Origin of the sequence: Pseudomonas sp. GW531-T4 (assembly GCF_017349615.1) — a bacterium.
In the GTDB taxonomy this organism is placed as follows: domain Bacteria; phylum Pseudomonadota; class Gammaproteobacteria; order Pseudomonadales; family Pseudomonadaceae; genus Aquipseudomonas; species Aquipseudomonas chlororaphis_I.
Map to the genome: position 1 here is coordinate 62,053 of NZ_JACMZT010000024.1, position 20,752 is coordinate 82,804.

The 20,752-nt window shown below is 62.0% G+C and carries 22 protein-coding genes; 14 read left to right on the plus strand and 8 right to left on the minus strand.

What is annotated here, in order from left to right:
• Positions 1-328 precede the first annotated feature (328 nt).
• The 5 genes from J4D28_RS19380 to J4D28_RS19400 all read left to right on the plus strand — a co-directional run bounded on the left by J4D28_RS19380 (position 329) and on the right by J4D28_RS19400 (position 4,200).
• A complete protein-coding gene (locus J4D28_RS19380; protein ID WP_009047096.1) occupies positions 329-1,723 on the plus strand; it encodes a PhoH family protein in 1,395 nt (464 codons plus the stop codon).
• 236 nt (positions 1,724-1,959) lie between these two features.
• Complete coding sequence (gene moaC / locus J4D28_RS19385; RefSeq protein WP_009047097.1) at positions 1,960-2,433, plus strand: cyclic pyranopterin monophosphate synthase MoaC; 474 nt, start codon at positions 1,960-1,962, stop codon at positions 2,431-2,433.
• Complete coding sequence (gene moaD, locus J4D28_RS19390; RefSeq protein ID WP_007932097.1) at positions 2,430-2,672, plus strand: molybdopterin converting factor subunit 1; 243 nt, start codon at positions 2,430-2,432, stop codon at positions 2,670-2,672. Before moaC ends, moaD begins: the two co-directional genes overlap by 4 nt.
• Position 2,673: 1 nt before the next feature.
• The gene (moaE, locus tag J4D28_RS19395; RefSeq protein ID WP_007932098.1) at positions 2,674-3,126 is read left to right on the plus strand and encodes a molybdopterin synthase catalytic subunit MoaE; all 453 of its coding nucleotides are present in this window, start codon (positions 2,674-2,676) and stop codon (positions 3,124-3,126) included.
• A gap of 297 nt (positions 3,127-3,423) precedes the next feature.
• Positions 3,424-4,200 carry an ABC transporter substrate-binding protein gene (locus J4D28_RS19400; RefSeq protein WP_009047098.1) on the plus strand — a complete coding sequence of 259 codons (777 nt, stop codon included), beginning with the start codon at positions 3,424-3,426 and terminating at the stop codon, positions 4,198-4,200.
• Positions 4,201-4,286: 86 nt separating this feature from the next.
• Here the strand turns inward: J4D28_RS19400 and J4D28_RS19405 are convergent, their stop codons facing one another.
• The 5 genes from J4D28_RS19405 to J4D28_RS19425 form a co-directional block, all read right to left on the minus strand.
• Positions 4,287-4,913: a transcriptional regulator gene (locus J4D28_RS19405; protein ID WP_009047099.1), complete on the minus strand. Its 627-nt coding sequence runs from the start codon at positions 4,911-4,913 to the stop codon at positions 4,287-4,289.
• 86 nt (positions 4,914-4,999) lie between these two features.
• Positions 5,000-6,127 carry an FAD-binding oxidoreductase gene (locus J4D28_RS19410; RefSeq protein WP_009047100.1) on the minus strand — a complete coding sequence of 376 codons (1,128 nt, stop codon included), beginning with the start codon at positions 6,125-6,127 and terminating at the stop codon, positions 5,000-5,002.
• Between the two features lie 138 nt (positions 6,128-6,265).
• The gene (locus J4D28_RS19415) at positions 6,266-7,219 is read right to left on the minus strand and encodes an ornithine cyclodeaminase family protein (protein WP_009047101.1); all 954 of its coding nucleotides are present in this window, start codon (positions 7,217-7,219) and stop codon (positions 6,266-6,268) included.
• Between the two features lie 216 nt (positions 7,220-7,435).
• Positions 7,436-8,911: an ATP-dependent RNA helicase RhlB gene (gene rhlB / locus J4D28_RS19420; protein ID WP_009047102.1), complete on the minus strand. Its 1,476-nt coding sequence runs from the start codon at positions 8,909-8,911 to the stop codon at positions 7,436-7,438.
• Positions 8,912-9,006: 95 nt separating this feature from the next.
• Positions 9,007-9,663: an alpha/beta hydrolase gene (locus J4D28_RS19425; RefSeq protein WP_009047103.1), complete on the minus strand. Its 657-nt coding sequence runs from the start codon at positions 9,661-9,663 to the stop codon at positions 9,007-9,009.
• Positions 9,664-10,130: 467 nt separating this feature from the next.
• Between J4D28_RS19425 and J4D28_RS19430 the strand changes: the two genes are divergently transcribed.
• The 4 genes from J4D28_RS19430 to J4D28_RS19445 all read left to right on the plus strand — a co-directional run bounded on the left by J4D28_RS19430 (position 10,131) and on the right by J4D28_RS19445 (position 14,289).
• Positions 10,131-11,159, plus strand: coding sequence for an amino acid ABC transporter substrate-binding protein (locus tag J4D28_RS19430; RefSeq protein ID WP_009047104.1), 1,029 nt, complete (start codon positions 10,131-10,133; stop codon positions 11,157-11,159).
• 65 nt (positions 11,160-11,224) lie between these two features.
• A complete protein-coding gene (locus J4D28_RS19435) occupies positions 11,225-12,406 on the plus strand; it encodes an amino acid ABC transporter permease (RefSeq protein WP_009047105.1) in 1,182 nt (393 codons plus the stop codon).
• Positions 12,407-12,416: 10 nt separating this feature from the next.
• Positions 12,417-13,514 carry an amino acid ABC transporter permease gene (locus J4D28_RS19440; protein WP_009047106.1) on the plus strand — a complete coding sequence of 366 codons (1,098 nt, stop codon included), beginning with the start codon at positions 12,417-12,419 and terminating at the stop codon, positions 13,512-13,514.
• A 10-nt stretch (positions 13,515-13,524) separates the two neighbouring features.
• A complete protein-coding gene (locus J4D28_RS19445; protein ID WP_009047107.1) occupies positions 13,525-14,289 on the plus strand; it encodes an amino acid ABC transporter ATP-binding protein in 765 nt (254 codons plus the stop codon).
• Between the two features lie 59 nt (positions 14,290-14,348).
• Here the strand turns inward: J4D28_RS19445 and J4D28_RS19450 are convergent, their stop codons facing one another.
• Both J4D28_RS19450 and J4D28_RS19455 read right to left on the minus strand, forming a co-directional pair.
• Complete coding sequence (locus tag J4D28_RS19450) at positions 14,349-14,825, minus strand: type II toxin-antitoxin system MqsA family antitoxin (RefSeq protein WP_009047108.1); 477 nt, start codon at positions 14,823-14,825, stop codon at positions 14,349-14,351.
• Positions 14,822-15,133: a type II toxin-antitoxin system MqsR family toxin gene (locus J4D28_RS19455; RefSeq protein WP_009047109.1), complete on the minus strand. Its 312-nt coding sequence runs from the start codon at positions 15,131-15,133 to the stop codon at positions 14,822-14,824. The genes J4D28_RS19450 and J4D28_RS19455 overlap by 4 nt, the downstream gene beginning before the upstream one ends.
• 163 nt (positions 15,134-15,296) lie before the next feature.
• On the opposite strand from J4D28_RS19455, the gene J4D28_RS19460 reads away from it, so the two are divergent.
• From J4D28_RS19460 to J4D28_RS19475, 4 genes are all read left to right on the plus strand, one after another.
• Positions 15,297-15,956 carry a FadR/GntR family transcriptional regulator gene (locus tag J4D28_RS19460; protein ID WP_009047110.1) on the plus strand — a complete coding sequence of 220 codons (660 nt, stop codon included), beginning with the start codon at positions 15,297-15,299 and terminating at the stop codon, positions 15,954-15,956.
• A complete protein-coding gene (locus J4D28_RS19465; RefSeq protein ID WP_028681716.1) occupies positions 15,946-17,265 on the plus strand; it encodes a CynX/NimT family MFS transporter in 1,320 nt (439 codons plus the stop codon). Before J4D28_RS19460 ends, J4D28_RS19465 begins: the two co-directional genes overlap by 11 nt.
• A 99-nt stretch (positions 17,266-17,364) precedes the next feature.
• Positions 17,365-17,835, plus strand: coding sequence for a nuclear transport factor 2 family protein (locus tag J4D28_RS19470; RefSeq protein WP_009047112.1), 471 nt, complete (start codon positions 17,365-17,367; stop codon positions 17,833-17,835).
• A gap of 51 nt (positions 17,836-17,886) precedes the next feature.
• Positions 17,887-18,201, plus strand: a complete 315-nt coding sequence (locus J4D28_RS19475) for a GIY-YIG nuclease family protein (protein ID WP_009047113.1) — start codon at positions 17,887-17,889, stop codon at positions 18,199-18,201.
• Positions 18,202-18,222: 21 nt separating this feature from the next.
• Here J4D28_RS19475 and J4D28_RS19480 read toward each other — a convergent pair whose 3' ends face one another.
• Positions 18,223-19,644: a hypothetical protein gene (locus J4D28_RS19480; RefSeq protein ID WP_009047114.1), complete on the minus strand. Its 1,422-nt coding sequence runs from the start codon at positions 19,642-19,644 to the stop codon at positions 18,223-18,225.
• 153 nt (positions 19,645-19,797) lie between these two features.
• Between J4D28_RS19480 and J4D28_RS19485 the strand changes: the two genes are divergently transcribed.
• Positions 19,798-20,733 carry a glutathione S-transferase family protein gene (locus tag J4D28_RS19485; protein WP_009047115.1) on the plus strand — a complete coding sequence of 312 codons (936 nt, stop codon included), beginning with the start codon at positions 19,798-19,800 and terminating at the stop codon, positions 20,731-20,733.
• Positions 20,734-20,752: the final 19 nt, after the last annotated feature.

Here is a 20,752-nt window from a genome sequence, read left to right on the forward strand (position 1 = left end):
TTGCGGGGCGAAGGGGAAAGGTTGCCGATTTTGGCGAGGATTTCGATACAAGCGGACTTCCGACTTTAACGGTGCTTGGGCAGCGCGCCAAGGGCTATTCGTCACTCTGCAAAATAAACTTAAAAAAAGCGTCAAAGTGCTTTTTCCTGTCACAGGTTTTGGAGTATTACGAAGTCAGACCGCCGAAACCTGCAACACAGGTGGCGTCTCCCAAGACTCCTTTTGTGTGCACTTCACTCGAACCTTCGCGGGTGAATTCGACGGTCGATTCGAGGCGCAGCACCGCCATGGTATTGCGTCGACTGGCCCCCACATAAGGTGACCGAGTATGGATGACCACGGACGTAGCCCTTCCTCCAACCAGCCAATCCTTTATGTACTCGATACCAATGTATTGATTCACGATCCAAACGCCCTGCTGAACTTCGAAGAACACCATGTGGCGATCCCGATGATCGTCCTGGAGGAACTCGACAAGCTCAAGAGCGGCCATCACAGCGTTGCCGCGGAATGCCGCCAGGCCATTCGCCTGATCGACAAGACCCTGGGTGAGGCCTCGCCGGAAGATGTCGAGCTGGGTGTGCCGATCCAGCGTGGCAAGAGCGGCCCCAAAGGCCTGCTGTCGATCCTCATGAGCAAACGCTCGGAGCCCAACAGCCTGCTGCCGGAAAACCTCAACGACAACATCATCATCAACCAGTTGATCGACCTGCATGCGCGCAACAAGGAGCTGCGCGTGGTGCTGGTGACCAAAGACATCAACATGCGCCTCAAGGCGCGCGCCTGCGGGATCGCCGCCGAGGACTACAGCACCGACCAGCTGGTCGACGACGTGGCCTTGCTGCCCAACGGCTTCCACAACATGACCGGCTCCTTCTGGGACCGCGTGAGCAAGGTGGAAACCCGCCAGGACCACGGCCGCACCTGGCACCAGGTGCAACTCACCGACAACCTGCCGGCGGTGCACATCAACGAGTTCATCATCGACGAACAGGGTTTTGTCGGCTGGATCAAGGAGATTCGCGCCGATGTGCTGCTGATTCTCGACCTGCATCAGGAACCCCTGTTGCACCAGGAAGCCTGGGGCCTGAAACCGCGCGACATCTATCAAGGCCTGGCGCTGTTCGCCCTGCTCGATCCGGATATCCATCTGGTCAACCTGTCCGGGGCCGCAGGTTCAGGCAAGACCATCCTGGCCCTGGCCGCGGCCATCGAACAGACCATGGTCAGCAAGCGTTATCGGCGCATCATCGCCACCCGCAGCGTGCAGGGGCTGGACCAGGAGATCGGCTTCCTGCCGGGCACCGAAGCGGAAAAAATGGAGCCCTGGCTCGGCGCCATCACCGACAACCTCGAAGCCTTGCACATGGATGACGAAAACACCCATGGCAGCGTCGACTACATCCTCAGCAAGGTGCCGCTGCAGTTCAAATCCCTCAACTACATTCGCGGCCGCAGCTTCCAGCAGAGCCTGATCCTGATCGACGAATGCCAGAACCTCACCCCGCACCAGATGAAAACCATCATCACCCGTGCCGGCGCCGGTTCCAAAGTGGTGTGCCTGGGCAACCTGGCGCAGATCGATACCCCTTACCTGTCCGCGACCAGCTCCGGGCTGACCTACCTGACTGAACGCTTCAAGGACTTCCCCAACGGGGTGCACATCACCCTGCAAGGGGTTCCCCGCTCGATCCTGGCCGAATACGCCGAATCCCATCTGTAACCTTCACCCAACGGGCGGCCGCAAGGCCGCCCGTTTTTTTTGTGCCCGAACAAAACCTGTCTTCCGTAGGAGCGAGGCTTGCCCGCGATGGCATCACCGCGCTTGTCCTGCTGCACCGCGTTGCCTGGATCGCGGGCAAGCCTCGCTCCTACGGGATCGGGGGCACGCGGATAATCAGGCGTGCGGAAAATTGACCCTCGGGTTTACAATCGCCTTTCCTGATCAGGAGTAAGGCTGTGCTGACTCATCTCGATTCCCAAGGTCGCGCCAATATGGTCGACGTCACCGACAAAGCCGTGACGTCCCGCGAAGCCACGGCCGAAGCCCGGGTGCGCATGCTCCCGCAAACCCTGCAAATGATCGTCAGCGGCGGTCACCCCAAGGGTGATGTGTTCGCCGTGGCGCGCATCGCCGGCATCCAGGCGGCGAAAAAGACCAGCGATCTGATCCCCCTGTGCCATCCGCTGATGCTCACCAGCGTCAAGGTCGAGCTCAGCGCCGAAGGCGAGGACAGCGTGCGCATCGTTGCCCGCTGCAAGCTGGCCGGGCAGACCGGGGTGGAAATGGAAGCCCTGACCGCCGCCAGTGTCGCCGCCCTGACCATCTACGACATGTGCAAGGCCGTGGACCGCGGCATGACCATCGAAGGCGTGCGCCTGCTGGAGAAACTGGGCGGCAAGAGCGGCCATTACCAGGCGGACGAGCAATGAACCTGACCGTGAAGTTTTTCGCCCGCTACCGCGAGGCGCTGGGCGTGGATTCGCTGCGGGTCGCCGGCGATTTCGCCACGGTCGACGATGTGCGCGCACTGCTGGCGCAGCGCGAGGGCGCCGAGGTGCTCAGCGAACAGAACCTGATGTGCGCCCGCAACGAAGACCTCTGCCAGCTCGACGAGCCGGTGAGCGACGGCGACGAAGTGGCGTTTTTTCCTACCGTGACCGGGGGCTGACATGGCGATTCGCGTGCAATCGGGCGCCTTCGATCCGGGGGCGGAAGTCAACGCAATGCATGCGGCGAATGTCGGCGTCGGCGCGGTGGTGAGCTTTGTCGGCTACGTGCGTGACTTCAACGACGGCCTGGACGTGGCGGGGATGTTTCTCGAGCATTACCCGGGCATGACCGAGAAGGCCCTGGGCAAGATCGCCGCCGAGGCCGAACAGCGCTGGCCACTGCTCAAGCTGGAAGTGCTGCATCGCATCGGTGCGCTGGAGCCGGGCGAGCCGATCGTCTTCGTCGGCGCCGCCAGCGCCCACCGCCAGGCGGCATTCGATGCCTGTGCCTTTGTCATGGACTACCTGAAGACCCGCGCGCCGTTCTGGAAGAAGGAAACCACCGCCGATGGCCCGCGCTGGGTGGAAGGCCGTGACAGCGATCATGCGGCGGCGGATCGCTGGAAAGAGTGATGGCCTGATCCCTCTGTATTGACCGCAAGTCCGCCATCGCGGGCAAGCCTCGCTCCTACGATCAACACCGTCTGTAGGAGCGAGGCTTGCCCGCGATAGGCCCTCAGTTACACCCTCGACTTCCCTGTTTCTCTCTCGATTTGGTATCTCGACCAAAGGCGGGACGAAGCGTATCCGCTCCGTTGACGAAATATACGTAAAAGTCCAGTATGGATTTACAAGTACAAAACAAGGCTTCACCGTTTCACTCCTTTCTTCTGTCTTGCCAAACCAACAACAACCCGCGAGAGAACGAATATGAAGAAACTCCCCCTCATCAGTGGCCTGGTCCTGAGCCTGTTGGCGTGCGGCAGCCTGTTCGCCGCCGAGAAAACCCTGCGCATCGGCATCGAGGCGGCTTATCCGCCGTTCGCCTCGAAAACCGACAAAGGTGAGATCGTCGGTTTCGACTACGACATCGGCAATGCCTTGTGCGCGCAGATGCAGGTCAAGTGCCTATGGGTCGAGGGTGAATTCGATGGCCTGATTCCTTCGTTGAAAGTGAAGAAAATCGACATGGCACTGTCGTCGATGACCATCAATGAAGACCGCAAGAAGTCGGTCGACTTCACCCACAAGTACTACTTCACTTCCTCGCGGCTGGTGATGAAGGAAGGTGCGACGGTCGATGACCAGTACGCCAGCCTCAAGGGCAAGAATGTCGGTGTGCAACGGGCGACCACCACCGACCGCTACGCCACCGAGGTGTTCGAGCCCAAGGGCATCAACGTCAAGCGCTACAGCAACAACGAAGAGATCTACATGGACCTGGCGGCCGGGCGTCTCGATGCGATTTTCGCTGACACCATTCCGCTGAATGACTTTCTGTCGATGCCGCGCGGCAAGGGCTATGCGTTTGTCGGGCCGGAGCTGAAGGACCCGAAATACGTGGGTGAGGGCGCGGGGATCGCGGTGCGCAAGGGCAATGCCGAGCTGGTCAGCCAGTTGAATGCCGCCATCGATGGCATTCGCGCCAGTGGCGAGTATCAGAAGATTTCCGAGAAGTACTTCAAGTCCGACATCTACGGCGACTGATGCCGTGTGGCGTTCGTGAGGACGCCATCGCTCCTACAGGCGTCGTCTGTAGGAGCGAGGCTTGTCCGCGATGCTTTTAGAGGCTGTCAGCCCTTCAATTCCTTCAGGTGCTTGTACACCGTCGCCCGCCCCATGTTCAGCACGTTGGCCACATAGTTGGCGGCGCTTTTGCCCTTGAACGCGCCTTCGGCGTGCAACGCCAGTACCAGTTCGCGCTTGTGTTCGCGGGTCAGCAGGTTGAGGCCCAGCTGCCGTTCGCGCAGCCAGTTGTGCAGGAAGGTGTTGATGCGTTCCTGCCAGTCGTCGCGAAACAGCGAGTCCGGTTGCGGGATCAGTTTGCTCGGCGAGAGGAACAGGTCCAGCGCCGCCTTGGCATTCTCGAACAGCGAAATATTCAGGTTGATGCACAGCACCGCCAGCGGCTGGCCGTTGCTGTCGCGCAGCACGCTGCTGAGGCTGCGGATCTTCTGGCCGTCCCAGTTTAGCTTTTCATAGGGGCCGATATTCCGCTCGTTGCTGTCCTCGCCGAGCATGTCGTCCAGGGCCGCATCGTCGCCCACTTCGCGCTTGGAGATGTTGTTGGCGATGTAGTCGATCTTCTGCGTGCGCAGGTCGTGGAGCACCACCTCGGCATGGGGGAAGAACAGCGTGGCGATGGCGTCGGCGATCGTCCGGAAATTGTCCAGGGCAGGGTCCTGCGCGGGTGAGGTCATGGGCGGTTCTCCAGGCGGTGTCAGCGCCCCGCGAGGCGGGGCGCTGCGAGTGTGCCGCAATCGTTGGGGCGCGTCACCTGAACGGGTCAGCCAAGGCGGCCAGGGGAGAGCATGGCGGCGTCCAGGCCAAAGCGCGCCAGTTGCTCGGGCAAGGCTTCACCACGCACCAGGGCGGCGCTGGCCTGGCCCATGGCCGGCGAGGTCTGGATGCCATAGCCGCCCTGCGCGGCGACCCAGAACAGGCCCGGAACCTGGGTGTCGAAGCCGGCCAGCAGGTCGCCGTCGCTGACGAAGCTGCGCAGGCCGGCCCAGGTGCGGGTCGGGCGGCGAATGGTCAGGGTGGTGGCTTCTTCGATCTGGTAGATGCCCATGGCGATGTCCAGCTCTTCCGGCTGCACATCGTGGGGTTCCACCGGGTCGGCGTTGGCCGGCGAGCCGAGGAACATGCCGGCGTCGGGCTTCATGTAGAAGGATTCGTCCAGGCTCACCAGCATCGGCCAGTGATGGATATCGACACCTTCGGGCCCGGCGAAAATGAAGGCCGCGCGACGTTTCGGCTGCAGGCCCAGGGGCCGGGCGCCGGCCATGACGCCGACCTGGTCGGCCCAGGCACCGGCGGCGTTGATCAGGATGGGCGCGCTGAAGGTCTGGCCGGCGGTCTGGACCTGCCACTGGCCCTGTTGGTCGCGGCTCAGCCCCAGCACTTCACAGTCGGTGCGCACCTCGCCCTGGTTGCGCCGGATGCCGCGCAGGTAACCCTGGTGCAGGGCGTCGGTGTCGATGTCGCTGGCGCTCGGGTCGTAGAGCGCGCCGTGGACCTTCTCGCGGCGCAGGATCGGCAGGCGCGCGCAGGCTTCGTCGGCGCTCAGCAGTTGCATCTCCGGCACCGTGGCCTTGGCGCTCAGGTACTGGTTGTTCAGCTCGGTGGGGTCGCCAGTGAAGTCCACGGTCATTTCGCCGCGCGGGCTCAGTAGCGGGTGCTCGCAGAAGCCTGGCGGCGGGGCATCGAAAAAATCCCGGCTGGCCAGGGTCAGCGCGCGCACCTGGGGCGTGCCGTAGGCTGCGGTATAGAGCGCCGCGGAGCGCCCGGTGGAGTGGTAGGCCGGGTGCGGTTCGCGTTCCAGCACCAGCACCCGGCCATGGCGTGACAGCCAGTAGCCGGTGGATGCCCCGGCGATGCCGCCGCCAATGATGATGAAGTCTGCCTGGGTCATTCGAGCCTCCGTAAAAATGGATAACGCGCGTCTGTAGGAGCGAGGCTTGCCCGCGATCGATCTTGAGCCTGTCACGGTGGTTCGCTCGGGGCCGTCAATCGCGAGCAAGCTTCGCTCCTACAGATATGCCATTGGTATTCAGTGAGTGCGTTGCAAGCGGTACAGCGCACTGGCCAGGGCAATGTCTTCCAGGCCCAGGCCGATGGAGCGGAAGAACACGTGGCGCCCCGGCTCCGGTCGTTGGGCCAGGTCGCTGAGCAGTTCGGGCAGGTCGCCGAGAATCGCAGCCTTGTCCCAGCCATGCTGTTCGCCGGCGATCAGCATCTCGCCGGCCGAGCCGGGGGTGGTCTGACGATAGTCGCAATACACCTGCATGTCCTTCAGCGCGGCGGGCGGTACTTCATGGGCCCGTGGCGCGTTGGTGCTGATGGAGGTGATCAGCGCCGGCTTGTGCAAGGTTCGCGGGTCGATCACCGGGCTGGCGGAGGAGGTGCAGAGCATGATCACGTCGGCGTCCTGCAAGGCGTCATCGAGCTGGCTGACGATCTGCAGGCGTGGGTCGAGGGCCTTCAGGCGCGCGATGTCTTCGGCGGATTTGCCGGCCAGGCCAGGGGAATACAGGCGGATGGATTGCCACTCGCGCAGGGCTTTCACGTAATGCAGGTGCGCCTGGGCCACGGGGCCGCTGCCGATGATCGCCAGGTGCCGGGCAGCGGCCGGCGCCAGGGCATCGACGGCCACGGCGGTGGTGGCCGCGGTGCGCGCGGTGGTCAGTTCGCCAGCGTCGCAGAGCAGCAGCGGCTGGCCGCTGTCCATCGACATCAGCAGGGTCCAGGCGGTGACCAGAGGACCTTCGGCGCGGACTATATAAGGCGAGGTCTTGACCCCGTAGACCCGCTCTTCGGCCAGCACGCCCAGGTAGTTGATGAAGTCCCCGGCGCCCTGGGGAAACTCCACCAGTTGCTGCGCCGGCTGCACGGCAAGCCCGGCGGCCAGGTCGTGGAACAGCTTGCGCAGGATCTGCGGGACGTCGACCTGCGCCAGCAACTGGCGGGCTTGAGGCTGGGTAATCACGCAAGGCGTGCTGGACATGCGGGTGCTCCCAAGAAATAAACTAATTTGTCCATTATGGACTTTTAGTTTTATCGGGCAATATCCAGGCGAAAAAAAACGCAGCCTGTGGTCGGGCTGCGTTTTTTTGCGGGCAGGCTTGTATCTGTAGGAGCGAGGCTTACCCGCGAGGCGTCATTACTGACACTGCGCGTTATCGTTCATCGCGAGCAAGCTTCGCTCCTACAACGATGCTGCTCAGGCTTTTGGGCGTTTGCGCTCCACGGGGCGCAGCAGCTCGGTCGGCGGCATTTCGCAGCTGATCTTGCGGCCCAGCAGCGCCTCGATCGACGGCAGCTGATAGGAGTCGTCCTCGCCGGCGAAGCTGATGGACACGCCGTCGGCGCCAGCCCGGCCGGTACGGCCGATACGGTGCACGTAGTCGTCCGGCACTTCCGGCAGGGTGAAGTTGATCACGTGGCTGATGCCGTCGATGTGGATGCCGCGACCGGCGACATCGGTGGCCACCAGCACGCGGATCTTGCCTTCGCGGAAGCCTTCCAGGGTCTTGATGCGCTTGTGCTGCGGCACGTCGCCGGACAGCTGGGCGGCGTTCACGCCGTCGCGTACCAGGCGTTCTTCGATGCGCCGCACTTCATCCTTGCGGTTGGCGAAGACCATGACCCGTTCCCAGCCGTTGTCGTTGACCAGGTTGTACAGCAGCTTGTATTTGTCGGCGCCGGCCACCGCGTAGATGTGCTGTTCGACGTTGGCGTTGGCCACGTTCTCGGCTTCGATCTCGACGATCGCCGGGTCGGTGGTCCACTGCTTGGCCAGGTTCATCACATCGTCGGTGAAGGTGGCGGAGAACAGCAGGGTCTGGCGTTCGCTTTTCGGCGGGGTCTGGCGAATGATCTGGCGTACCTGGGGGATGAAGCCCATGTCGAGCATGCGGTCGGCTTCGTCCAGCACCATCACTTCGACCATGTCCAGGTGCACGTCGCCGCGCTGGTTGAAGTCCAGCAGGCGGCCCGGGGTGGCGACCAGGATGTCGCAATGGCGGGCTTCGAGGTGCTTGAGCTGTTTGTCGAAGTCCATGCCGCCGACAAAGGTCATCACGTTGAGGCCGGTGTATTTGGTCAGGCTGGCCGCATCCTTGGCGATCTGCACCACCAGCTCGCGGGTCGGCGCGATGATCAGCGCCCTTGGCTCGCCCATGTAGCGTTCTTTCGGCGGTGGGGTCTGCAGCAGCTGGGTGATGATCGAGATCAGGAACGCGGCGGTCTTGCCGGTACCGGTCTGGGCGCGGCCGATGGCGTCTTTGCCGGCCAGGGTGAACCCCAGGACCTGCGCCTGGATCGGCGTGCAGTAGGGGAAACCCAGGTCGTGGATCGCGTGCATCAGTTCCGGCGCGAGTTTGAAGTCGTGGAAGCGGGTCTTGCCTTCCTGCGGTTCGACGACGAAGTCTTCCAGTTTCCAGGTGCTCACCGGTGGCTTCGGGGCGCGTGGGCGGCGCGGCTGCTCGGCCTTTGGCTTGTCGCTGCGCGCGGTCTGGGCCGTCGGGGCGGCTGCGGTCACCGGCTCTGGCTTGGCCACGGGGGCAGGCGCGGTCCGTTCCGGCTGATGGCCGTCGGTGCGGCTGCTGGGGCTGGAGGAAGATGGGCTGGAGCCTGGCGCGAGCTGCTCAGCCTCGCTTTTACCGAAGATTTTCTTGAGTGCTTTGAGCACGGTCATCTCATCAATTGGTTAAGGAATGTACGCCGGGCAGTGTAATGCAAGAATCGGGCGCGGCGTAGTGGATTGCTCAACGGGCTACCTAACTTATCGATTCAGCGCAAACGCTCGCCGAGCCAGGCGCCGATATCGCGAATTTCTTCGGGTAACACTTCGTGCCCCATTGGGTATTCCTGCCAGGTCACGGTGACACCATGGTGTTTCAGGTACTCGTAGGCGGTACGGCCCATGGCGTTCTGCACCACCTCGTCGTACTGGCCGTGCAGGCACAGGGTCGGAATCCGTTGCTGGCTGGCCGACAGTTCGAGTTCGTCGCTGAAGGTCGGGGCATAGGTGGAGAGGGCAAGCACGCCACCCAGCGGACCCTGCCATTTAAGGAAGGCGGTGTGCAGGACGACCGCGCCACCCTGGGAAAAACCGGCGAGGAAAATCCGCGAAGGGTCTATTCCGCTGGCGCGCTGTTCTTCGATCAGGTCGCTCAGGCGTTTTGCCGACTCCTCCAGCTGTTCGCGGTTGATCGCCCGCGCCGGGCTCATGGCCAGGATGTCGTACCAGCTGGGCATGGCATAACCGCCATTGATGGTCACGGCGCGGGTCGGTGCCTGGGGCAAGACGAAGCGGGTGGTCAGCAGGCTTTCCTGCAGCGCTTCGGCCACCGGCAGGAAGTCGTAGCGGTCGGCGCCCAGGCCATGAAGCCAGATCACACAGGCATCGACGGGCTTGCTGGGCTGAAGAATCAAGGGCTCGGTCATGGTTGCTCCAAATATGTGCGCACGCGCCCAAGCGGTGCGTGATCGAGGTGCGCGGTCGGTTGATCAGTGAAGAAGATGTCGCAAGGCTGCAAGTTTTGCTCTTGACCCCTGCCGGAACCGCTTTAGCCGGCACTCTGGTACGGGCTTTGCTATAGCCGTTGCGTGAAGTGATTGCGTTCACCCTGCCGGTAACACTATCAGGCTACTGGCGGGTGTGGGATAGCAAAGATCCGATGATGGACGTTCGCCAATGGCCGCTACGGGCTTCGCGAACATGCAAGGGCTACAGCCCGTTCGGTCGCTTGGTGAGTATGGGTTTTCTCTTAAATGGATTTTCTCCTACTAGACTCATAGCTAAAGTCCTACGCCGCTTGACCCCATAAAAAGCCAACAAGGGTCAACAGCGCCTCATAAGGGTGCGGCAGGACTCAAGCTCCGACACAACAAGAGCAAAACTGGAGGTTTGAATGAAGATGTTGAAATCCACCCTGGCTGTGGTCACGGCCGCCGCGGTACTGGGCATGAGCGGCTTCGCACAGGCGGGTGCGACCCTGGATGCCGTGCAGAAGAAAGGCTTCGTGCAGTGCGGTGTGAGCGACGGTCTGCCGGGCTTCTCGGTACCGGACGCCACCGGCAAGATCCTCGGCATCGACGCCGACGTCTGCCGCGCCGTAGCCGCCGCGGTATTCGGCGATGCGACCAAAGTGAAATTCAGCCAGTTGAATGCCAAGGAGCGTTTCACCGCGCTGCAGTCGGGCGAGATCGACGTACTGTCGCGCAACACCACCTGGACCAGTTCCCGCGATTCGGGCATGGGCCTGGTGTTCGCCGGCGTGACCTACTACGACGGCATCGGTTTCCTGGTGAACAACAAGCTGGGCGTGAAGAGCGCCAAGGAACTGGACGGCGCGACCATCTGCATCCAGGCCGGTACCACCACCGAGCTGAACGTGTCCGACTACTTCCGTGGCAACGGCCTGAAATACACCCCGATCACCTTCGACACCTCCGATGAAAGCGCCAAGTCGCTGGAGTCCGGCCGCTGCGACGTGCTGACCTCCGACAAGTCCCAGCTCTACGCACAGCGCAGCAAGCTGGCGACCCCGACCGACTACGTCGTGCTGCCGGAAACCATCTCCAAGGAGCCGCTGGGCCCGGTGGTGCGTAAAGGCGACGAAGAGTGGTTCAGCATCGTCAAGTGGACCCTGTTCGCCATGCTCAATGCCGAAGAGGCCGGCATCACCTCGAAGAATGTCGAGGCCGAAGCCAAGTCCACCAAGAACCCGGACGTCGCTCGTCTGCTGGGCGCCGACGGTGAATACGGCAAGGACCTGAAGCTGCGCAAGGACTGGGTAGTACAGATCGTCAAGCAAGTCGGCAACTACGGTGAAGTGTTCGAGAGGAACCTCGGCAAGAGCACTCCACTGGCCATCGACCGCGGCCTGAACGCGCTGTGGAACAACGGCGGCATTCAATACGCACCACCTGTGCGCTGATGGTTCTATCACCCGGTGGGCCAACCACCGGGTGATGTTCTGTTCCATTATTCCTGGGGCACTTCATGCAAAATTCAATCGGCGCACCAAAGCAGAGGCTCAGTCTCAGCGATCCACGAGTGCGTGCGTGGTTATTCCAGATCGTCACGATTGTCGCGGTGATCTCGCTGGGCTGGTTCCTGTTCAACAACACTCAAACCAACCTCGCGCACCGGGGGATCACTTCCGGTTTCGACTTCCTCGAGCGCAGCGCCGGCTTCGGCATCGCTCAGCACCTGATCTCCTACACCGAAGCGGACAGCTATGCCCGGGTGTTCGTGATCGGCCTGCTCAACACCCTGCTGGTCACCTTCATCGGCGTGATCCTGGCGACCATCCTCGGTTTCATCATCGGTGTGGCGCGCCTGTCGCAGAACTGGATCATCAGCAAACTGGCGACCGTGTATGTGGAAGTGTTCCGCAACATTCCGCCGCTGCTGCAAATCCTGTTCTGGTATTTCGCGGTGTTCCTGACCATGCCGGGGCCGCGCAACAGCCACAACTTCGGTGACACCTTCTTCGTCAGCAGTCGCGGCCTGAACATGCCGGCGGCCCTGGTGGCCGACGGCTTCTGGGCGTTCGTGTTCAGCATCGTGGTGGCGATTGTCGCCATCGTGCTGATGTGCCGCTGGGCCAACAAGCGCTTCGAAGACACCGGCGTGCCGTTCCACAAGTTCTGGGTCGGCCTGGCGCTGTTCCTGGTGATCCCGGCGCTGTGCACGCTGATTTTCGGCGCGCCGGTGCATTGGGAAATGCCGGAGCTCAAGGGCTTCAACTTCGTCGGTGGCTGGGTGCTGATCCCGGAACTGCTGGCCCTGACCCTGGCCCTGACCGTCTACACCGCGGCGTTCATCGCCGAGATCGTGCGTTCGGGGATCAAGTCGGTGAGCCATGGCCAGACCGAGGCGGCCCGTTCCCTCGGCCTGCGCAACGGTCCGACCCTGCGCAAGGTGATCATCCCGCAGGCCCTGCGGGTGATCATTCCGCCGCTGACCAGCCAATACCTGAACCTGGCGAAGAACTCGTCCCTGGCGGCCGGTATCGGTTACCCGGAAATGGTTTCGCTGTTCGCCGGTACCGTGCTCAACCAGACCGGCCAGGCCATCGAAGTCATTGCCATCACCATGAGCGTGTACCTGGCGATCAGCATCAGCATTTCCCTGCTGATGAACTGGTACAACAAGCGCATTGCGCTGATCGAGCGGTGAGGAAACGCGCATGAGCACTCATACTTTCAAACCCGACATGCCACCTCCGAGCAGCAGCATCGGGATCGTGGCGTGGATGCGGGCACACATGTTCTCCAGCTGGATCAACACCCTGCTGACCCTGTTTGCCTTCTACCTGATCTACCTGGTGGTGCCGCCGATCCTCAGCTGGGCGATCTTCGACGCCAACTGGGTGGGCACCACCCGCGCCGACTGCACCCAGTCAGGCGCCTGCTGGGTGTTCATCCAGCAGCGCTTCGGCCAGTTCATGTACGGCTACTACCCGGTGGACCTGCGCTGGCGCGTGGACCTGACCGTGTGGCTGGCGGTGATCGGCGTGGCGCCCTTGTTCATCGCCCGGGTTCCGCACAAGGCCATCTATGGCCTGAGCTTCCTGGTGCTGTACCCGATCATTGCCTACAGCCTGCTGCACGGTGGCTATCTCGGCCTGAGCAACGTAGCGACCAGTCAATGGGGCGGCCTGATGCTGACCCTGGTGATCGCCACTGTCGGCATCGTCGGCGCCTTGCCGCTGGGCATTGTGCTGGCATTGGGACGACGCTCGAACATGCCGGCGATTCGTGTGGTCTGCGTGACCTTCATCGAGTTCTGGCGCGGCGTGCCGCTGATCACCGTGCTGTTCATGTCCTCGGTGATGCTGCCGTTGTTCCTGCCCGAAGGCATGAACTTCGACAAGCTGCTGCGGGCGCTGATCGGGGTGATCCTGTTCCAGTCGGCCTACATCGCCGAAGTGGTGCGCGGCGGCCTGCAGGCGATTCCCAAGGGGCAGTACGAAGCGGCCGCGGCCATGGGCCTGGGCTACTGGCGCAGCATGGGCCTGGTGATCCTGCCGCAAGCCCTGAAGCTGGTGATCCCCGGCATCGTCAACACCTTCATCGCCCTGTTCAAGGACACTAGCCTGGTGATCATCATCGGCCTGTTCGACCTGCTCAACAGCGTGAAACAAGCCGCCGCCGACCCGAAATGGCTGGGTATGGCCACCGAAGGCTATGTCTTCGCGGCCCTGGTGTTCTGGATTTTCTGTTTTGGTATGTCCCGCTACTCCATGCATCTGGAGCGTAAGTTGGACACAGGCCACAAGCGTTAGGAGTATCTCCATGAGTGAAGCGATCAAAAAGCCTGTGGGCCCTGAAGGCATTATTCAGATGCAGGGCGTGAACAAGTGGTACGGCCAGTTCCACGTGCTCAAGGACATCAACCTCAACGTCAAGCAGGGCGAGCGCATCGTCCTGTGCGGGCCTTCCGGCTCGGGCAAGTCCACCACCATCCGTTGCCTGAACCGCCTGGAAGAACACCAGCAGGGCCGCATCGTGGTCGATGGCGTGGAGCTGACCAACGACCTCAAGCAGATCGAAGCGATCCGCCGGGAAGTCGGCATGGTGTTCCAGCATTTCAACCTGTTCCCGCACCTGACCATCCTGCAGAACTGCACCCTGGCGCCGATGTGGGTACGCAAGATGCCCAAGCGCAAGGCCGAGGAAATCGCCATGCATTACCTGGAGCGCGTGCGCATTCCGGAGCAGGCGAACAAATACCCGGGCCAGCTCTCCGGCGGTCAGCAGCAGCGTGTGGCGATTGCCCGGGCGCTGTGCATGAAGCCGAAGATCATGCTGTTCGACGAACCGACGTCGGCCCTCGACCCGGAGATGGTGAAAGAGGTGCTGGACACCATGATCGGCCTGGCCGAAGACGGCATGACCATGCTCTGCGTGACCCACGAAATGGGCTTCGCCCGTACCGTGGCCAACCGGGTGATCTTCATGGACAAGGGTGAAATCGTCGAACAGGCCGCGCCTAACGACTTCTTCGACAACCCGCAGAACGAGCGGACCAAGCTGTTCCTGAGCCAGATCCTGCACTGATCCAGGCACAGCCTTGAAAATGAACCCGGCCTGGCGCCGGGTTTATTTTTGCCCGGTGTTCATGAGGTGGCGAGGCGCGGCTGCTGCGGCTGGTCGTCGGTCGTCGCTGGGGCCTGCTGCGCGCTGAGGGCATGCACCTCGGCCATCAGTTCGGGATGACGATCGAGCAGGCGCATCAGCATGAACAGCGGCTGGGGTGGGGCGACCTCGCCGCGCTCGTAGCGGGAGAAGGCGTTATGCCCACCGCCGGAGAGCAGCCTCACCGCATCCTTCTGCGAAAGGTGCAGCTTGCGGCGGATGCGCTTCATCTCGCTGGCCATGAACTGCCGGCCGTCCTCCAGCAACTGGTCGCCGGCGCTGGCGTAGCGTTCGGCGCTGGCCGGGTCGAATTCGATTTCGCCGCAGGCCTGGCATTCCCAGCCATCCAGGCCGTCGACCTGCCGCAGCAGGTGCTTGTAATCGATCAGCTCGCTGCGATTGTTGAACGGCTGCATGCCGGCCGGGGCACCGCAGCTGACGCATTGTCTTTGTTTCATGGGTGTTTCTCCTTGAAGGAGATCACTGGGGGACCGCCGCCGGGGCGGTAAGTGACTTTGATGTACAGCTCCACGGAATCGATGTGGGTGTAATACACGTCCTGCCAGATTCGATGATCGAGATAGCTGGTCATCGACTTGTAGAGCATTTTCCCCTGCAGCCCGGCAATCACCTGCTGCATGTCCCGGCAGGTCAGGCCGAGGTGCCGGCCGCTGACCAGGGCGGTGCGGGTAAAGGCGACTGCCCCTAGCCGGGCGACATCCGCCTTGATCACCGACAGGTCGTAATGAGGTGTGTGCTTTTCCATAAGACACCTGGAGTCGAGATGAAATTACCCTTAAAGGGTTTTTTTAGCAATCGGATTTCCTTTCCGCTTGCTACCTGCGTGCATCGGCTTTGTTGTTCACCCACGCGAAGCTGACTAATATGCAAAAAATTCATCCGATGATTGGATGAAAAGGCGACTGCATATGACAGAAATTTCTCCTTTGATTAAACGCTCCCTGGTCGATCAGGCCCTGGAACAACTGCGCCAGCGCATCAATGACGGTGCATGGAGCATCGGCCAGCGCCTGCCGACCGAGCCGGAGCTGGCGGCGGAACTGGGCATCAGTCGTAACACTGTGCGCGAGGCCATGCGGGTCCTGGCGTTTTCCGGCCTGGTGGAGATTCGCCAGGGCGACGGCAGTTACCTGCGCGCGGTGGTCGATCCGCTGGACACCCTCAAGGCCCTGTCCCAGTGCTCCCTGGAGCAGGCGCGCGAAACCCGGCAGATCATCGAGACGGAGGCCATCGGCCTGGCGGCCTTGCGACGTACCGACCAGGATCTGCTGGAATTGCGCGAAGCCCTGGCCCTCAGCGGCGATCACTATCACGGCGATCTGGAGAGCTACATCGCCTGCGACCTGGTGTTTCACGGGCGCCTGGTGGACGCCGCGCATAACCCCACCCTCAGCGAGCTGTACCGCTATTTCTCCAGCGTGGTCGGCGCGCAACTGCGCCAGACGCTGAACATCCATCCCCGGCGCCAGGCCGTGTTCGATCTGCACATCGACCTGCTGGACGCCGTCGAGCAGCGCGACCCGGAGCGGGCCAAGGCCATTTCCCGGCAGCTGATCAATGAACCTTGAGACCGAGAGCACCATGTCCAGCCACCAGGCCAATAACCCGCCACCTATTGCTGTCCCTCGACGCGAGGCCGAGCTCGAAGAGCTGCTGATCGACGCCGAGGCCGACGATGCCGAGGTCCAGCAGAGCCACCCGGCGCCGCGTCGCCCGTGGCTGTTGCTGTTGGGGCTGATCCTGGTGGCGCTGAACCTGCGCCCGGCGCTGTCGAGCATGGCGCCGCTGCTCAGCGAGGTGTCGCGTAGCCTCGGGCTGTCGGCGGCCCAGGCCGGCCTGCTGACTACCTTGCCGGTGCTGTGCCTGGGCCTGTTCGCCCCGCTGGCCCCGGTGCTGGCGCGGCGCTTTGGTGCCGAGCGGGTGGTGCTCGGCATTCTGCTGACGCTGGCGTGCGGGATTATCCTGCGCAGCTCCCTGGGGGACGTCGGGCTGTTCGCCGGCAGCATCCTCGGTGGCGCCAGCATCGGTGTGATCGGGGTGTTGCTGCCGGGCATCGTCAAGCGCGACTTCGCCAAACACGCCGGCACCATGACCGGGGTCTACACCATGGCCCTGTGCCTGGGCGCGGCGATGGCCGCGGGGGCGACCGTGCCCTTGAGCCAGCACTTCGATAACAGCTGGGCGCTGGGCCTCGGCTTCTGGGCGTTGCCGGCGCTGGCGGCGGCGCTGTTCTGGCTGCCCCAGGTCGGCAAGCGGCAAGGCGCGCACCATGTGGCCTATCGGGTGCGCGGTTTGCTGCGCGATCCGCTGGCTTGGCAAGTGACGCTGTACATGGGCCTGCAATCCTCGCTGGCCTACATCGTGTTTGGCTGGTTGCCGTCGATCCTTATTGGCCGCGGCCTGAGCCCGACCCAGGCGGGGCTGGTGCTGTCCGGCTCGGTGATCGTCCAGCTCGCCAGTTCGCTGGCCGCGCCCTGGCTGGCGACGCGGGGCAAGGACCAGCGCCTGGCGATCGTGGTGGTGATGCTGCTCACCCTCGGCGGCCTGTTCGGCTGCCTGTATGCCCCTATCGACGGCCTGTGGGGCTGGGCGATTCTGCTGGGCGTGGGGCAGGGCGGGACCTTCAGCCTGGCGCTGACCCTGATCGTCCTGCGTTCGAAGGACGCCCATGTGGCGGCCAACCTGTCGAGCATGGCCCAAGGCATCGGCTACACCCTGGCCTCCATGGGCCCGTTCGCGGTCGGCCTGGTGCATGACTGGACCGGTGGCTGGACCGCCCTGGGCTGGATTTTCGCGGTGATCGGCCTGGGGGCCATAGTGGCTGGCCTGGGCGCCGGGCGTGCGCTCTACGTGCAGGTCGAAAGCGAAAAAATCTGATCCGTCCCACTGTCGGTATTTGCGCGGCGAATGCCGATAGTGTTTCCCGGGTTTGCAGACTATCGTGCAGGCATCTTTCCCTGAGTCGGAGCCTGTTTCATGAGTGACGCCCACCGCGCCTTGATCACTGAGTTCTATAGCGCCTTCCAGCGCCTGGATGCCGAGGCCATGGCCGCCTGCTACACCGAGGATGTGCTGTTCAGTGATCCGGCGTTCGGCGAACTGCGCGGCCGCGATGCCGGGGACATGTGGCGCATGCTCACCACCCGGGCCAAGGACTTCTCCCTGACCTTCGACAAGGTGCGCGCCGACGAGCGCAGCGGCGAAGCCCACTGGGTGGCGACCTACCTGTTCAGCCAGACCGGCAATACCGTGGTCAACGATATCCAGGCGCGTTTCGTGTTCCGTGACGGCAAGATCTGCGAGCACCACGATCATTTCAATATGTGGCGCTGGGCCCGCCAGGCCCTGGGCACCAAGGGCCTGATCCTCGGCTGGACCCCGCTGCTGAAAAACGCCGTGCGCGCCCAGGCCCGCAAAGGCCTGAAAGCCTTCCAGGCCGGCCGCTGAATCGTTGCCTCTGGTAAGATCGCGGCTTGTTATCCACATGCCGCGATCACCGTGACCCGCCCCAGCCAATCCCCCGCCAACGACGCAGAATCTGTACCCGTGGTGAGCAAACCCTGGTTTGTCTACCTGGTGCGTGCCGCCAACGGCGCCTTGTACTGCGGCATCAGCGACGACCCGGTCAAGCGTTTCGCCAAGCACCAGAGCGGCAAGGGCGCACGCTTCTTCCTCTCCAGCCCCGCCGTCGCGCTGGTCTACACCGAAGCCTGCCGCGACAAGAGCGAAGCCCTGCGCCAGGAACGGCTGATCAAGAAACTCCGGAAAAGCGCCAAGGAATGCCTGGTGGCCAGTTGGGATCTGGCTACCTGATCCTGTCAGAGTCGGGGGGGCTCAACCCTGAAGCCAGCGCAGCAGGGCTTTCAGATTGTTCAATACCGGATTGTTGCTTTGCAGCGACTGGCTCCAGTCGATGACGATAGCGGCCAGGAAAACCTGAAGAAAGGCCAGGCCGCCGACTATCCAGGAGTAGAAACGATTGAACTTGAGGTTCTCGAATTGCACCTGATCGTTGCTGAGGGACTTTCGTTGGGCGATGCGTTTTTTCAGTAACTCGATTTTCTCTACCAGCCTTTTCAGTTCGTCTTCTGCCTCGGTTCGAAAGCTCGGGCAATAGGACTGATCGCTGAACGGTGTCAGGGCCTCTATCTTTTCTTCGATACGTTCAATCCTTATGTTTGTTTCCAATAGGGTTTGCAGGCTCTCGGAAGTGTTCTGGCTTATGGTCGAGAGCACCGGATTCACGTCGTCCCGGCATTGGTTGTACTGATGCCAGAGTTCCTTGATCAACGACAGGTTGAGGTAGTTGGCCAAGCAGTCGTTTATGTCGTGAGGGTCATTGAGGTTATCGATGAAGAATGCATCCAGGTTCAATGAGCTCGATTCGAAGTTATATAGGTAGCTGAAGTTGCCCGAATCATCGCGGTAATAGTCGCATTGTCTGCCGGGGTTGCGGCTGATCAGGGAGTAATGGTTATAGTCACTGCTGGCGTAGAGATTGATGTATGGGTCGCTCAGCTCGCTTTTGAGGCGTCCGGTGGTGATACGGGAGTGGGCTTGTGCACGGATACCCCAAAGTTTGAACAGCTTTTCCACGACCAGGTGGGCGTCGCCGACAATCTTGTTGACGCCCTGAGTCAGTAGTTCCTCTACGTAGTAACTGGAGTGAACGATGCGGAAGTTCTTCGAGAAGGGGTTCAGTCTCTTGAAGGCATGGTAATCGTGGATATGGGAAGTATTCAGGTTGAACAGTGCTGTCTGAGACCTGTCTTGCAGGGAGAAATCGAGCGCCAGGTAAGTGACACTGTTGGTCAGCTCGATGGTGGTGATAGTGCAGCTCCTGAAAGCGTCGGTTTTTACCGATATCCGGCTGGGGTCATAAGGGTGGGTGTCATTGAATGGGATATAGCCAAGCCCCTTGACTGGAAAGATTGCCGCCTCGGTGTGCGGGGTCGAACTTTCAGGGCCATCTTCGTGGTACGGCGGTTCTTTTCTATGAAACCATTTGCGAAGAGACATCAACTCGGTGGGCGTGATGGGGATGATGATACTGACTGATCGCCATTGTCCCGGCCCTTCCAGAAGGCTTGCCTGCTGATAGACAGCTTTGCTTTTCTTTGGGTTATACAGCTGCGCCGAGTAAGAGAAGAAATGGCTCTTGAACTTATAGGTGAAGAGTTTCGGGAACTTGTAAACGCATAAATATAAAAAACGGGTGTAATACGCCAGTACGGGTTTCATGTTCTTAATGGCCAAAGGCTGGATTCCCTATCATGCTCAGGCGGCTGGTCTGGTGAGGCGCGGTGCCCGATCAGTGTCGGTGATGGATGGTGATCAGACAGGTTATATAGGCTGTCCGGTCTTTGCACGCTAAGCTGGCTCTTCCTACTTATCCAGTGGAACCCCAGCATGTCAGAGTTGATTCTGCATCATTACCCAACTTCTCCTTTCGCGGAAAAAGCCCGGCTGTTGCTGGGCTTCAAGGGCTTGTCCTGGCGCTCGGTGAAGATCTCACCGGTGATGCCCAAACCCGATCTCACCGCGCTCACCGGTGGTTACCGCAAGACCCCGGTGCTGCAGGTCGGCGCCGACATTTATTGCGACACGGCGCTGATCGCCCGGCGGCTGGAGCAGGAAAAGGCCTCGCCGGCACTGTTTCCCGAAGGCCGGGAAATGGTCAGCGCGACCTTCGCGGCCTGGGCCGATTCGGTGGTGTTCCAGCATACGGTGAGCCTGGTGTTCCAGCCGGAGTCGGCGGCCGTGCGTTTCGGTCATTTACCGCCGGAAGCGGTCAAGGCCTTCATGGCCGACCGCGCCGGGCTGTTCAGCGGCGGTAGTTCTGCCCGAGTGCCGCTGGAGTTGGCCAAGCATCAATGGCCGACGCTGATGGCGCGCCTGGAGCAGCAGTTGCAGCGCGAGGAGGGCGACTTCCTGTTCGGCGATCCATCGATTGCCGACTTCGCCATGGCCCATCCCCTGTGGTTCCTCAAGGGCACGCCGGTGACCGCACCGCTGGTGGACGCCTATCCGGCGGTGGCGGCATGGCTGGCCCGGGTACTGGGTTTCGGTCATGGCGCTTCGAGTGCAATGACCTCCGAGGAGGCGCTGGAAGTGGCGCGCAGGGCTACCCCGGCAGCCTTGCCGGATGAAGTCTTCATCGATCCGAACGGTTTCCACGCCGGCCAGCGGGTGCGGATTGCGGCGACCGACTATGGCGTCGATCCGGTGGAGGGGGAGTTGCTGTTTGCCGGGCGCGAGGAGTTGATCCTGCGTCGCGAAGACCCGCGCGGCGGGGTGGTGCATGTGCACTTCCCGCGTTTCGGGTTCCGCATCGAGGCGCTGTAAGGCTGAGAATTTATCGCGG

Coding starts and splice junctions, on each gene's coding strand:
- J4D28_RS19380 (WP_009047096.1), top strand. CDS start 329: ATGGATGACCACGGACGTAGCCCTTCCTCCAACCAGCCAATCCTTTAT.
- moaD (WP_007932097.1), top strand. CDS start 2,430: ATGAACCTGACCGTGAAGTTTTTCGCCCGCTACCGCGAGGCGCTGGGC.
- moaE (WP_007932098.1), top strand. CDS start 2,674: ATGGCGATTCGCGTGCAATCGGGCGCCTTCGATCCGGGGGCGGAAGTC.
- J4D28_RS19400 (WP_009047098.1), top strand. CDS start 3,424: ATGAAGAAACTCCCCCTCATCAGTGGCCTGGTCCTGAGCCTGTTGGCG.
- J4D28_RS19405 (WP_009047099.1), bottom strand. CDS start 4,913: ATGACCTCACCCGCGCAGGACCCTGCCCTGGACAATTTCCGGACGATC.
- J4D28_RS19410 (WP_009047100.1), bottom strand. CDS start 6,127: ATGACCCAGGCAGACTTCATCATCATTGGCGGCGGCATCGCCGGGGCA.
- J4D28_RS19415 (WP_009047101.1), bottom strand. CDS start 7,219: ATGTCCAGCACGCCTTGCGTGATTACCCAGCCTCAAGCCCGCCAGTTG.
- rhlB (WP_009047102.1), bottom strand. CDS start 8,911: ATGACCGTGCTCAAAGCACTCAAGAAAATCTTCGGTAAAAGCGAGGCT.
- J4D28_RS19425 (WP_009047103.1), bottom strand. CDS start 9,663: ATGACCGAGCCCTTGATTCTTCAGCCCAGCAAGCCCGTCGATGCCTGT.
- J4D28_RS19430 (WP_009047104.1), top strand. CDS start 10,131: ATGAAGATGTTGAAATCCACCCTGGCTGTGGTCACGGCCGCCGCGGTA.
- J4D28_RS19435 (WP_009047105.1), top strand. CDS start 11,225: ATGCAAAATTCAATCGGCGCACCAAAGCAGAGGCTCAGTCTCAGCGAT.
- J4D28_RS19440 (WP_009047106.1), top strand. CDS start 12,417: ATGAGCACTCATACTTTCAAACCCGACATGCCACCTCCGAGCAGCAGC.
- J4D28_RS19445 (WP_009047107.1), top strand. CDS start 13,525: ATGAGTGAAGCGATCAAAAAGCCTGTGGGCCCTGAAGGCATTATTCAG.
- J4D28_RS19450 (WP_009047108.1), bottom strand. CDS start 14,825: ATGAAACAAAGACAATGCGTCAGCTGCGGTGCCCCGGCCGGCATGCAG.
- J4D28_RS19455 (WP_009047109.1), bottom strand. CDS start 15,133: ATGGAAAAGCACACACCTCATTACGACCTGTCGGTGATCAAGGCGGAT.
- J4D28_RS19460 (WP_009047110.1), top strand. CDS start 15,297: ATGACAGAAATTTCTCCTTTGATTAAACGCTCCCTGGTCGATCAGGCC.
- J4D28_RS19465 (WP_028681716.1), top strand. CDS start 15,946: ATGAACCTTGAGACCGAGAGCACCATGTCCAGCCACCAGGCCAATAAC.
- J4D28_RS19470 (WP_009047112.1), top strand. CDS start 17,365: ATGAGTGACGCCCACCGCGCCTTGATCACTGAGTTCTATAGCGCCTTC.
- J4D28_RS19485 (WP_009047115.1), top strand. CDS start 19,798: ATGTCAGAGTTGATTCTGCATCATTACCCAACTTCTCCTTTCGCGGAA.